The sequence below is a fragment of the Paenibacillus herberti genome (assembly GCF_002233675.1).
GTDB classification, from domain to species: Bacteria; Bacillota; Bacilli; order Paenibacillales; family Paenibacillaceae; genus Paenibacillus_O; species Paenibacillus_O herberti.
Window position 1 is genome coordinate 1,230,064 of record NZ_NMUQ01000001.1, and the last position, 13,530, is coordinate 1,243,593.

The following is a 13,530-nucleotide window of genomic DNA, read 5'->3' on the forward strand; positions in this document are numbered from 1 at the left end:
TGAAAAGAAAACCGGCTCCAAGCAGGGATTTTCGTCAGAATTCGACAGCAGTCAGGATGTGCGCCGAACAAGCGGCAATTCCACTAAGATTTTTTTGTTCTCCATATGTAAGCGCTTAATATGAGGGAATATGGAAGAGATGATAACTTCTAGGACATAAGCGGAAGGGATGAACATCTATATGATTGGTCAGCTGATTCAATTCCTGCTGTTTCTCGCTGTAACCGGTTATGGAATCTACTTGTTCTACCGGGCGGTCTATCATCGCTACTTATATTTGAAGCTAGGGCGACCCGCCGAGCTGCCGAGCAATGGCAAGGACCGCTGGCCAGAATTTCTAGCTCAAGTGTTCGGTCAGACGAAGCTACTGAAGGACCCGAAGAGTGGAATCATGCATATCGTCATTTTTTACGGGTTCGTCATTCTCCAGCTTGGTGCGCTTGATCTCATTATTAAAGGGCTGACGGGCGGTGGGCATCTACCGGTTCCCGGTTACAATCTATTCAGTCTGATGCAAGAAATAACGGTTGTGCTCATCCTGATCGCCATGGGTTACGCTGCCTATCGCCGTTATGGCGAGAAGCTGGTCCGGCTCAAGCGCGGCCTTAAACCGAGTATCGTTGTGTTTTTCATCTTCGGGCTCATGTTCTCCGTGCTGTTCTCCCTGGCGTTCGAAAGGGTATGGCTCGGCATGGAATTCTCCTGGTATGCACCGATTTCCTCATTAATGGCAGAAGCCTTCTCCGGCCTGTCCGAGACGCCGTCCTATGTACTGTTCCTCATCTCCTGGTGGGCGCATCTGATCATCCTGCTCGCATTTCTCGTTTATGTGCCTCAATCCAAACATTTTCACATCATTACTGCACCTATCAATATCTATTTGCGCCGGCAGACGCCGGTTGGTCGCTTATCCAAGCTGGATCTGGAGGATGAAGAGGCGGAATCGTTCGGAGTTGGCAAAATCGAGGAATTTTCGCAAAAGCAAATGCTCGATTTCTACGCCTGCGTTGAATGTGGACGCTGCACGAATGTATGTCCGGCCTCGAGCACCGGCAAGGCACTCTCGCCAATGCATCTTATTACGAAGCTGCGCGACCATCTGATCGATAAGGGCACGGCTGTTACGGGCCGCTCGCCATGGGTTCCGGAGTTTGCCTTTGGCGGGGCTGATCCTACTAAAGCCCATCTGTTCGAGCCGCGTAGTCTGGATCACGGCCCATCCCTGCTTGATCTTGCCGGCGGTGCAAGCAAGGAAGAAGTTGCTGCAGCCGCAGAGGGCGGCGTCGGAGTGTTTTGGAGCGATCCAGGGCTGGCGATTACCGACATCCGGCCAACGCTGAACTGGCAAAAGACTTCCTGGACCGTGCAGGAGCGCAAGCCCCAAGAGGTTGAGCTCATTGGCGAAGTTATGACCGAGGACGAAATTTGGGCCTGCACAACTTGCCGCAACTGTGAGGACCAATGTCCGGTTGCTAATGAGCATGTGGACAAAATTATCGACTTGCGCCGCCATCTGGTGTTGATGCAGGGCAGCATGCCGCATGAAGGCCAGCGCGCCATGCAAAATATTGAGCGTCAAGGCAATCCTTGGGGTATCAGCCGCAGCGACCGGGTTAAATGGACCGGCGATGTTGAGGGCATCTCGGTGCCAACGGTTAAAGAAAATCCGGACTTCGACATTCTGTTTTTTGTCGGCTCGATGGGCTCCTACGATCTGCGCAGCCGCAAAATTACCCGCGCCGTGGCGCGGCTGATGAATGAGTCCGGCGTCAGCTTCGCGATTCTCGGCAATGAGGAGAAAAACTCCGGCGACACGCCGCGCCGCCTCGGCAATGAAATGTTATTCCAGCAGTTGTGCATGGAGAACATCGAAACTTTTCAGAAGTATGGAGTAAAAAAAATCGTTACTGCTTGCCCGCATACATTTAATACGCTCAAAAATGAATACCCTGACTTCGGTCTGGAAGGCGTGGAAGTGCTGCATCATACACAGCTGTTTGATGAATTGATTGCCAAAGGCCGCTTGAAGCCGACTCATCGGGTGGAAGAGCGCATCACCTACCACGACTCCTGTTATCTGGGTCGTTACAACAATGTGTACGACGAGCCGCGCAACGTCTTGAAGGCGATTCCCGGCGTCGAGCTGGTGGAAATGGCCCGTACCCGTGAAAACGGCATGTGCTGTGGCGCGGGCGGCGGTCTCATGTGGATGGAGGAAACATCCGGTAAGCGAGTCAATTTGGCTAGAACCGAGCAGGCGCTTGAAGTTAATCCGACTCTCATCAGCAGCGCTTGTCCGTACTGTCTGACGATGCTGGAGGATGGCACAAAGCTTAAAGAAGTGGACGATCTCGTGAAGGCGCGTGACATCGCGGAAATTCTTGAGTTAGCTGTATTCGGACCGGCTGGAACGCCGCCGCAGAACAAGGAAGAGGTGGCCGTTTAGCATGAGCTCAGCAAGCCGAACCACCCGGATGGCCCGGGCGCCTTAGCGCTCCCGGTCGCCGGTACATCCAGCATACATCCCACCACACATCCAGCACACATCCAGCACACAACCAGAGTCCAACAATATTAGATTCCAGCGCATCACGAATTGGAGCATCCCAAACCTGCCACATCCTACGCGGGACGTGAAGCGCTCTACCGTCAGTCGTAACGCCGCAGGTACAACCTTTTTCAAGGAGGCAACACTACGATGAGCATAACGATCCGCAAAGCAGCCGTTATCGGCTCCGGCATCATGGGTTCCGGCATCGCCGCCCATCTGGCCAATGTTGGCATTCCAACACTGCTACTCGACATCGTTCCGAAGCAGCTGTCCGCAGAAGAAGAGAAGAAGGGGCTGACGCTAGAGCATCCCGCCGTGCGCAGCCGGCTCGCGGCGTCCGCAATCGCCAAGCTGAAGAAGACGAAGCCATCTCCACTGTACGATGACGCATTCACTTCCCGAATTACGCCTGGCAATCTGGAGGATGATCTGGACAAAATCGCTGGTGTGGACTGGGTTATCGAGGTCATCGTCGAAAACCTGGATGCCAAGCGCAGCTTGCTGGACCGCATCGAAACCGTGTGGAAGCCAAGCATAATTGTCACCTCCAACACCTCCGGCATTTCCATCAATGCGATGGCTGAAGGACGGAGCGAGGCGTTCCGCAGCAGCTTTATGGGCACTCATTTTTTCAATCCGCCTCGGTATATGAAGCTACTGGAAGTTATTCCGGCGGAAGGCACGGACCCGCAGCTCGTTCAAGACATGAAGCAATTCGGCGAAACGGTGCTTGGCAAAGGAGTTGTAATTGCCAAGGATACACCGAACTTTATCGCTAACCGCATCGGCACCTACGGTCTGCTTGTGACTTTGCAGGAGATGGAGCGCGGCGGTTACAGCGTTGAAGAAGTTGACGCAGCGACAGGCCCGGCATTGGGTCGTCCGAAGAGCGCTACATTTCGTACGCTTGATCTTGTTGGACTCGATACCTTCATCCATGTGGCCGACAACGTGCGGTTGAATGTTGACAATGAGGCAGAGCGCCGCGTATTCACGCCGCCGACAGCGCTGACTCAGTTGGTCGAACGCGGCTGGCTCGGCGAGAAGAGCGGGCAAGGTTTCTACTTAAAGCGTAAAGGCGAAAGTGGCAAAAGCGAGATTTTGTCCATCGATCTCCAGACGCTCCAATATACCCCACAGAAAAAGGTGAGTTCCGGCTCCCTAGAAGCAGCCAAGCTGGCCAAAGGCGCCAAAGAGAAGACTAAAGCGCTGCTCGGCGCTGGCGACCGTTATTCCGAGCTAGCCTGGAATGTGATGAAGCAGGTGCTCGTTTACTCTGCCGAGAAAGTCGGCGAGATTGCGGACTCCATTCAAGAAATCGACGAAGCGATGAAATGGGGCTTCAACTGGGAGCTCGGCCCGTTCGAAACATGGGATGCGATAGGACTTGTGCGTTCCGTGCAGCGCATGGAGAGCGAGGGGACGGCCGTTCCGGACTGGGTCAAGGAATGGATTGCCGAGGGCAACACCAGCTTTTATCGCAAAGAAAACGGTAAACGCTTCTATGTAAGCAGCGGCGAATTCCGGCAAATAGAGGAAGCGCGAGCGGAGATCGACCTGAAAGCTCTCAAAGAACAAAACCGTGTCATCAAGTCTAATAGCGGTGCGAGCCTGATCGATATTGGCGACGGTGTTGCCTGCCTGGAGTTCCACTCTCCAAACAATGCCATCGGCGACGACATCCTCTCTATGATCCAGCAGAGCACGGAGGAAGTTCGCCGCAACTGGAATGGCCTCGTCGTAGCGAATCAGGGGCGCAACTTCTGCGTCGGCGCCAATATTATGATCCTCTTAATGGAAGCGCAGGAAGAGGAATGGGATGAAATCGACGAGATTATCAGCTTGTTCCAGCAGAGCATGTATAAGCTTAAGCGCTTGGAAAAGCCAGTTGTCGCGGCGCCGCATCGGATGACGCTTGGCGGTGGGGTGGAGGCATGTATGCCAGCAGACCAGATCGTCGCTGCGGCAGAAACGTACTACGGGCTCGTGGAAGTTGGAGTTGGCCTCATTCCCGCTGGCGGCGGCTGCAAAGAGTTCGCGCTGCGCGTGAGCCAGCAAGCGCCTCATCCGGATACCGACTTGCTGCCGTATCTCGGCCAAGTGTTCGAGACCGTTGGTCAGGCCAAGGTGTCCACGAGCGGCCATGACGCGAAGCGTCTCGGTTACTTCCGCGGAGTCGACCGTATCGTGCCGAATCAGGATCATTTGATTTATGAGGCGAAACAAGCGGTGCTGCAAATGGCGGCCGAAGGTTATGTGCTGCCTGCAGAGGAGAAAATCCGCATCGCGGGCTCCGAGGGCAGAGCGGCGTTGCAACTTGCAGCCATGAGCATGCGCGAAGGCGGCTACATCAGCGATCATGATCTGCTCATCGCCAAAAAGCTGGCCTATGTACTGAGCGGAGGCGATCTGCCTGCCGGTACGCTTGTAACCCATCAATATATGCTCGATCTGGAGCGCGAGGCGTTCCTCAGCCTGACCGGCGAGCCGAAAACCCAAGCCCGCATGCAGCATATGCTCACCAAAGGCAGAGCGCTGCGCAACTAGGGGCTTTGTTGAAAATCAGCCGAGCTTTTGGCACAGCGATTTTTTTCATCGATTTTTCAAAGGCACAAGGAACCGAAGAGGGAGCGTGAACAAAGATGAGAGAAGCGGTAATCGTATCTATGGCAAGAACGGCCATTGGCCGGGGCAAAAAGGGCAGCCTGCGGCAAACCCGCGCCGACGATCTCGGGCGAGTCGTGCTGGATGAAGTAGTCAAGCGCGCGCCGGGGCTGAAAAAGGGGGATGTCGAGGATATCATCATCGGCTGCGCGATGCCGGAAGGGGAGCAGGGGCTCAACTTCGCCAGGATCATGTCGCTGTATGCGGGTTTTCCGGTGACGGTGCCAGCGCTGACGATCAACCGGTTCTGCTCCTCCGGGCTGCAGTCGATTGCTTTCGCCGCAGAGCGAATCATGACTGGTGGCGCGGATGTGCTGATCGCAGGCGGCGTGGAGAGTATGAGCCATGTGCCGATGACCGGCTTCAAAATTTCCCCCAACCCGCGCATAGTCGAGGAGATGCCGGAGGTGTACATCGGTATGGGGCATACCGCTGAACGGGTCGCGGAGAAGTTTGACGTATCGCGCGAGGATCAGGATCGCTTCGCGTCTCGCTCACATGAAAAGGCGGCGGCAGCAATAGCGGCTGGCAAGTTCAACGATGAGATCGTGCCGGTGGACGCTGAGTTGAAATCGCTGGATGACAGCGGCCGGGTGAAAACGGAAAAGTTCACGTTCAAGATGGACGAAGGCGTGCGGCCGGATACAACTGTCGAGACGCTTGGCAAGCTTCGCCCTGCTTTTAAGCTGAACGGGTCAGTGACGGCTGGCAACTCCTCGCAGGTAAGCGACGGTGCGGCGGCGGTTGTTATCATGAGCCGCGAGAAGGCCGATGAGCTGGGGCTGAAACCGCTGGCGACGTTCCGTTCGTTCGCACTCACAGGCGTGGAGCCGGAGATTATGGGAGTTGGTCCGGTCAAGGCGATTCCAAAAGCGTTGCAACGCGCCGGTATTACGCAGGAGCAGGTCGACCTGTTTGAAATCAATGAAGCATTCGCTTCCCAATGCCTCCATATTATCCGCGAACTCGGCATAGACGAGGAGAAGGTGAATGTAAACGGCGGAGCGATTGCGCTCGGCCATCCGCTCGGCTGTACCGGGACAAAAATCAGCGTATCGCTGATCAATGAGCTTCGCCGTCGCGGCGGCGGTTATGGTGTCGTCAGCATGTGCATTGGCGGGGGGATGGGAGCAGCAGGCGTGTTCGAGGTTCATCCGGCCTGAAGCTTGATGGCTGAGGGGGGTAGCGGGAAAGCGAGGCCGGCTGCTGGGGCTGGAGCCGTTTGTACTCTTCTTGTTCTAATTTTGACTATCCAAAAGGAGCGACTGACGATGACAACAAAAAACAAAATTCTAGGCGGCAGCTTCATCATTGAGGATATTGACGCGGACAGCATTGTCATCCCAGAGGAGATTACTGAGGAGCAGCGCATGATTGCCCAAACGACGGCAGATTTCGTTGAAGGCGAGATCGCACCGGTAGATGAGGCACTAGAGAAGCTGAATTACGAGCTGACAGTTGAGAAGCTGCGCAAGGCGGGTGAGCTTGGCCTGCTGGGAGCGGATGTTCCAGAAGCTTACGGTGGTCTTGGTTTAGATAAGGTCAGTTCATCGCTAATTAGCGAAAAAATGACCAAAGCAAGTGCATTTGCCCTTTCTGCCGGCGCGCATGTCGGTATCGGCACGCTGCCGATCGTTTATTTCGGCAATGAGCAGCAGAAGCAGAAATATTTGCCGAAACTGTCAACCGCTGAGCTGATCGCTGCTTATTGCCTGACGGAGCCATCCTCCGGCTCGGATGCACTCGGCGCCAAAGCAACAGCTGTGCTTAGCGGGGATGAGAGCCATTATGTGCTGAACGGAACGAAACAGTTCATTACGAACGCCGGTTTCGCGGATATTTTCATCGTTTATGCCAAGGTGAACGGAACTGACTTCAGCACCTTCATCGTCGAGCGCACGATGGAAGGCGTCAGCATCGGTCCAGAAGAGAAAAAGATGGGTATCAAGGGCTCATCCACTTGTCCGCTCATTCTGGAAGATGTGAAGGTTCCGGTGGAAAATCTATTGTGGGAAGTCGGCAAAGGCCATCTTATAGCCTTCAATATTTTGAACATCGGCCGCTACAAACTCGCTGTTGGCTGTCTCGGCTCCGCCAAAGATGCGATCGAGTACTCGTCCAAGTACGCCAATGAGCGTACGCAATTCGGCCGCACCATCAGCAGCTTCCCGCTCGTTGGCAAAAAACTGGCGGAGATGAACATTCGCACTTACGTCATGGAAAGCATGGTGTACCGCACTGCCGGGTTGTTCGATGTCGGCCTTGCCGATGTTGACTACTCCGCCGAAGATGTCGGTTACCAGTCGGCCAAAGCGATTGCCGAGTATCAGCTGGAATGCTCGATCAATAAAGTGTTTGCATCGGAGGCGTTGGACTTTATCGCTGATGAAGGCGTGCAAATCCACGGCGGTTACGGCTTTACTCAGGAGTACCGTATCGAGCGTATTTATCGTGACTCGCGCATTAATCGCATTTTCGAGGGTACAAATGAGATTAACCGGCTGCTTATTCCGGGGACGCTCGTTAAGCGCGCTATGAAAGGGGAGTTGCCGCTGCTGCAAAAGGCAATGAAACTGCAAGCTGAGTTGATGGAGCTGCGCTCGGTCAACCTGCAATTTGAGCACCCGCTCGAGCAAGAGCTGCATCTGCTTGGCAACGCCAAGAAGATTTTCCTGATGGCCGGCGCATCTGCAGTACAGAAATACGGGGCGAAGCTGGAGCAGGAGCAGGAAGTTCTGAGCAATATGGCCGACATCATGATTGGGATATTCGCAATGGAAAGCGCAATTCTCCGTACGCAGAAGCGGATTACGCTGCAAGGCGGAGCAAAGGCGCAGCTTGGTGTCGACATGACGGTTGTGTTCGTGCAGGAGGAGTTCAGCCGCATCGCCGAGCTGGCGAAGGAAACGCTGGCCGCGATGGAGACGGGCGACACGCTCAAGACGCAGCTGTCCGTGCTCAAGAAGCTGACCAAGTCCAGCATCAATGATACGGTCAAATTAAAGCGCCGCATCGCTTCCCGCGTCATCGAGGCCGAACGTTACGTGCCATAAGAACAGAATGGGGTGGACGGTATGTCGAACAGACCATGGCTCAGACATTACCCGGCCGAAGTCCCGCCAACTTACGATTACCCAGACCAGAACCTGGCGGAATTCCTGGTGCAAACAGCTGAAAAATACCCGAATCATACGGCGCTTGAATTCATGGGTGCTCGTATTTCCTACAGAACACTGCTAGATTCCGTTTATCGTTTTGCTAACGCTATGCTGGGCCTCGGTCTCCGTAAGGGAGACCGGGTTGCAGTCATGCTTCCCAACTGTCCGCAGGCTGTCATTTCTTATTATGGGACGTTGCTGGCCGGCGGCGTTGTGGTCATGACGAACCCGCTGTATATGCCGCGAGAGCTTGAACATCAGATGAACGATGCTGGAGCGCGCTTCATCGTGGTGCTTGATCTGCTCGTGGCGCGCGTCAAGCAAGCGACGGTGAACAATCCTCTAGAGCAGATTATTGTGACGTCGATCGCTGATTATTTGCCTTTTCCCAAAAATTTTCTTTACCCAATGAAGGCGAAAAAGGATGGCACTCCGCTGCCAAAGTTGGATTACAGCGAAGCGAGGATGATGCGCTTCTCGGAGCTGATTCGCGAGGCGCAGTCCGATCCTTGCCGCATGCCTGTTGAATCGCATACCGACCTCGCGCTAATCCAGTATACCGGCGGCACGACCGGTTTTGCCAAAGGCGTCATGCTGACGCATCGCAATCTGGTTGCCAATACGGTTCAGAGCCAGCTATGGAACTACCGTAATAAAGGAAGCAAGGAAAAATATCTTGCAGCTTTGCCCTTTTTCCACGTATTCGGCATGACGGTGTTGCTCAATCAGGGAATTCGGCTCGGGGCTACGCTGTATCTGATGCCTCGTTTCGAGATTAATTCCGTGCTGAAGGCGATTCATAAGCATAAACCGACGGTATTCCCGGGAGCGCCGACCATGTATATCGCCATAATCAATCATCCTGATGTCGGCAAATACGATCTTTCCTCCATCGAGGTATGTTTCAGCGGAGCTGCCGCGCTACCGCTTGAAGTGCAGGAAAGGTTCGAGAAAATAACCGGCGGCAAACTGATTGAGGGTTATGGCCTAACCGAGACTTCCCCGATTGTTCATGGTAACAATATCTGGGAATTGCGAAAGAGCGGCTCTGTCGGAATTCCGTTACCGGATACGGAAGCGTGCATCGTACACCCCGATTCAGGTGAAGAGATGCCAATAGGCGAGATCGGCGAGGTGGTCGTCCGTGGTCCGCAAGTTATGGCGGGATACTGGAAGCGTCCAGATGAAACCGCTCAGACAATGAAAAATGGCTGGTTGTATACCGGCGACTTGGGACGTATGGACAGCGACGGCTTCTTTTATATTTTGGACCGCCGTAAGGATCTCATCATCGCGGGAGGTTACAACATTTATCCTCGGGAAGTCGAGGAAGTACTGTTCGAGCATCCTGACGTTGAGGAAGCGATTGTAGCGGGCATCAACGACCGGTACCGGGGCGAGACGGTGAAGGCGTATATCGTACTGCGCAGCGGTGCGCAGGAGGATCCGCTCGCTCTCAAGCAGTGGTGCAAGGAGCGTCTGGCTGCCTACAAGGTGCCGAAAATTTTTGAGTACCGGGATAGCTTACCTAAGACGTTAGTTGGCAAGGTGCTTCGCCGCAAGCTTCTGGAGGAAGAGCTGGAGAAGGAGCAGACTCCAGCGAAGCCGGAGGAAGCGACTAAGGAGTAGTATTCGACGGTGGAACAGGGGAAAATGGTTAGGAATAGCTTTCGCTGCGTTGTAACAGGTTCCGGCAGTTCCGATTAGCCTAGCAGGTTCGATATGTTTCGTGGAAGGAGGTTGTTGGATTGAACATTAATTTGGGAGCGGATTCATCCGAGCAAGCCAAAGAAATGATTGAGAAATGGGCAGCGGCTGCAGATCAATCCTTTTGGGGTTTCCTGGGAGCTGAGATCAAAACGCTGCGTGATGGTTATACCGAGGTGTATTTGGACATAAAACCACATCATATGAACTTAATCGGGATATTGCATGGCGGCGTTTACGCGACGCTCATCGATTCCGCAATGGGAATGGTGGCGATGGCCGCCCGGCCCGAAAATGCCGCTGTGACGACCAATCTCAACCTGAACTATGTGTCTCCCATCAAGGAGGGACGCCTGATTGTCAGCGCTGAGATCGTCCATCAATCCCGCAAAATGATCAGCACTCAGGCGTACGCCAAAAACGAGCAGGGAGAGCTTTGCGCCTTCGGAAGCGGAACGTTTCGAATTCTGGGAGACTAGCGGAGCGCGTCAGGCCCAATTTTTTATAATTGGATAGCTATTGTTGAACCGGATCCGAGCGCTCGGATCCGGTATTTTCTATTTACAGCATGATAGGGGGTAGATTACGACTGCTAGGCGGCGTGTAGTGCTAGCTTCTTTTGTCCCATCATGAAATAATGAAGAAAGCAAGCACACTCTGGCAGAGAATGGGCTGTATGAGGCGGAAGGAGTTATACGAAGTGGAAAAAACAGCGGTTATCGCCGGTGCGACCGGACTTGTAGGCGGAGAGCTATTGCAGCTGCTGCTTCAGCAGCAGGAATATGGGGTGGTAATCGCCGTCGGCCGCAGAAGTACGGGAGTATCGCATCCCAAGCTGGAAGAGCTGATTTGGGATGATTCCCAGCCTGAAGCGGTGCTTGAGGGACGCTTGGGCGGAGCGGATTTGTTCATAGCGACGGGCACGACGATCAAAAGGGCAGGCTCACAGCAAAAGTTTCGCGAGGTGGATTACGAGCTGCCACTGAGACTCGCCCGCAGCGCGGCAACGCAAGGAGCCGATTCTCTGGCGATTGTGTCGTCCATAGGTGCCTCGACGTCTTCTCGTTACTTTTATTTGAAGGTTAAAGGCGAACTAGAGCAGAGGTTAACAGAGCTCGGCTTGCGTCATCTCGTCATCCTCCGGCCGGCACAGCTGCTCGGCAACCGCGCGGAAAACCGCCCTGGCGAAGTATGGGCTGCCCGGTTGATGAAGCCGCTGCAAGCACTGATGGTCGGACCGCTAGCGCGTTATCGCCCCATACAGGCGGCTACGGTTGCCGCAGCTATGCTTGGCGCATCTCGGAGCGCGTCAAGGGGTGGGATCGTACTGGAATCGGAGCAAATTCCGGTAGAAGCAGCGGGACTGAAGCCGATCAAGTGAGCCGTGATGAAGCAGTTAAGCCTTTACAAGCGTTATTCAGCGGATTATGATGAAGGTTCGGGCATGACATGAACGATGAACAACATAGATACTAAGATTCTCTAATTATCGGAGGCTGCACATAGTTTGACTCAGACCCGCTTTCCCTTTACGTATGATCCCTCCTTGCCGTTCATCAGTCAGGCTAGCGACTGGATCGCCGATGTGTTTTATGAGATTCTTCCCGAGGCTGGTTTCGAGGTACGGGATGAGCAGATTTATATGGCATTTCAACTGGAGCGTGCTTTCCAGGACAAAAGAACGCTGTTCGCCGAAGCCGGCGTCGGAACGGGCAAAACACTGGTGTATTTGCTATACGCCGCTGCTTATGCACGTTATACCCAGAAACCGGCGATTATCGCCTGCGCCGACGAGTCACTGATCGAGCAGTTGACTAAGCCGGAGGGCGATTTGGCCAAAATCGCGCGTTACCTTGAGCTTACCATCGATGCTCGCGTCGCTAAGTCGCAAAGCCAGTATCTTTGTTTGAACAAGCTGGATGCGGTGCGCTCTGATGTTGATAGTGGTGAGGTTTACGATGCAATTCATGAAGGACTGCCTGGTTTTGTTCATCAGCATGGCACGATGCAATCCTTTCATCCCTATGGCAGCCGCAAAGATTACTCGGAGCTCAGCGATGCAGAGTGGTCTCGCATCGGCTGGGATGTGTTCCAGGATTGTCTGATCTGCCCGCAACGCCACCGCTGCGGCATGACGCTTTCCCGAGATCACTACCGTAAAGCTCCTGATCTGCTCATCTGCTCCCATGATTTCTATATGGAACATGTCTGGACTGCAGAGGCACGGAAACGGGAAGGTCAGCTGCCGCTGTTACCAGAGCATAGCTCGGTCGTTTTCGACGAAGGGCATCTACTGGAGACAGCTGCACAGAATGCGCTCACCTACAAGCTTGAGCATAATATGTTTGAGTCAATTATTAGCCGTCTGCTGCAAAACGATATCCGCGAGAAGCTGGCCTATGCGATCGAAGATGCCATTACGCGCAGTGAGGAGTTATTCCGTCATCTGCGGGGGAGCAGTCGTCCGGCAATCGGCTCGGAACGGCTGGAAATCAGTTTAACTCCGGAGCTGCTCAGGGAGCTTCGAGCTTTCCGCTTGCTGTTAGAAGAAATTGAGGAACAACTCGTGTTCGAGAGCGGGCTATTTACACTGGATGCCTATTACCTGACAATCGTTGAGGAACAATTGGATATGATTGGGGTTGCGCTTGCTCTGTTCGAGCGCCCTGAAGGTCTAATTACTTGGTTAGCTCCCGAAAATGGCAGCCTGGCGCTTGTTATTATGCCAAGGCTTGTTAAGGAAGTGCTGAAGGAGCGGGTATTCTCGCGGCAAATGCCGATTATCTTCTCTTCCGCTACGCTTTCAGCAGGAGGCACTTTCGAATATATGGCCGATACGCTGGGCATTCAGAATTTTTTGAGCTTCAGCACGCCAAGTCCGTATGATTATGCGGAGCAAATGCAGGTTATAATGCTGGAAACTACTGCCATCGAGGACAAGCAGGCTGCTGCACTGGAGGCGCTTCGCCGCAGTGGTGGAAGAGCACTGTTGTTGTTCCCTGACAGGGTTCAGCTCCAACAGTTTCGCAGCTGGGCCGTTGGCAGCGGCAGTCTGGACGGCTATCGAACGCGCTACGAGGGAGAGGCGGAGATCAGCCATCTAATCAGCGCTTTTCAGAACGACGAAGAGAGCATCTTGTGTGCGACGACTTTGTGGGAAGGGCTTGATATTCCGGGGCCATCTCTATCGCTCGTCATCGTCTGGGAGCTGCCTTGGCCGCCGTTTGATCCCGTCTACAACGCGCGCCGCTTGGAATCGGCGGCCCCGTTCGAGGAAGTTGAGAAGCCGTTCATGCAATTACGGCTGCGTCAAGGAATAGGCCGGCTTATCCGCACACGGGAGGATCGGGGAGAAATTGTACTCCTGTCCGATCGTTTGGGAGAGTCGGCTGTTAAGGAAGCTGTACTGGCAGTCATACCAGAAGGAACGTTGAAGGGGACGAATTAAAC

The 13,530-nt window shown here is 54.1% G+C and carries 8 protein-coding genes; all 8 read left to right on the forward strand.

Annotation, left to right across the window (positions count from 1 at the left end; genetic code table 11):
* Window positions 1-181 precede the first annotated feature (181 nt).
* The 8 genes from CGZ75_RS05690 (at window position 182) to CGZ75_RS05725 (ending at window position 13,528) form a co-directional block, all read left to right on the forward strand.
* The gene (locus tag CGZ75_RS05690) at window positions 182-2,446 is read left to right on the forward strand and encodes a (Fe-S)-binding protein (RefSeq protein WP_176444689.1); all 2,265 of its coding nucleotides are present in this window, start codon (window positions 182-184) and stop codon (window positions 2,444-2,446) included.
* A gap of 252 nt (window positions 2,447-2,698) precedes the next feature.
* Complete coding sequence (locus CGZ75_RS05695) at window positions 2,699-5,098, forward strand: 3-hydroxyacyl-CoA dehydrogenase/enoyl-CoA hydratase family protein (protein ID WP_089523274.1); 2,400 nt, start codon at window positions 2,699-2,701, stop codon at window positions 5,096-5,098.
* Window positions 5,099-5,193: 95 nt separating this feature from the next.
* Complete coding sequence (locus CGZ75_RS05700) at window positions 5,194-6,378, forward strand: acetyl-CoA C-acetyltransferase (protein ID WP_089523275.1); 1,185 nt, start codon at window positions 5,194-5,196, stop codon at window positions 6,376-6,378.
* Between the two features lie 108 nt (window positions 6,379-6,486).
* On the forward strand, window positions 6,487-8,268 hold the full coding sequence (locus CGZ75_RS05705) for an acyl-CoA dehydrogenase family protein (RefSeq protein ID WP_089523276.1): 1,782 nt from the start codon (window positions 6,487-6,489) through the stop codon (window positions 8,266-8,268).
* 21 nt (window positions 8,269-8,289) lie between these two features.
* Window positions 8,290-10,002, forward strand: a complete 1,713-nt coding sequence (locus tag CGZ75_RS05710; RefSeq protein WP_176444690.1) for a long-chain-fatty-acid--CoA ligase — start codon at window positions 8,290-8,292, stop codon at window positions 10,000-10,002.
* A 119-nt stretch (window positions 10,003-10,121) separates the two neighbouring features.
* Entirely contained in the window at window positions 10,122-10,559 is a 438-nt protein-coding gene (locus CGZ75_RS05715; protein ID WP_245850713.1) for a PaaI family thioesterase, read from the forward strand.
* Between the two features lie 221 nt (window positions 10,560-10,780).
* Window positions 10,781-11,461, forward strand: coding sequence for an NAD(P)H-binding protein (locus tag CGZ75_RS05720; RefSeq protein ID WP_176444691.1), 681 nt, complete (start codon window positions 10,781-10,783; stop codon window positions 11,459-11,461).
* A gap of 126 nt (window positions 11,462-11,587) precedes the next feature.
* Window positions 11,588-13,528, forward strand: coding sequence for an ATP-dependent DNA helicase (locus CGZ75_RS05725; protein ID WP_245850714.1), 1,941 nt, complete (start codon window positions 11,588-11,590; stop codon window positions 13,526-13,528).
* The last annotated feature ends 2 nt before the right edge of the window (window positions 13,529-13,530 follow it).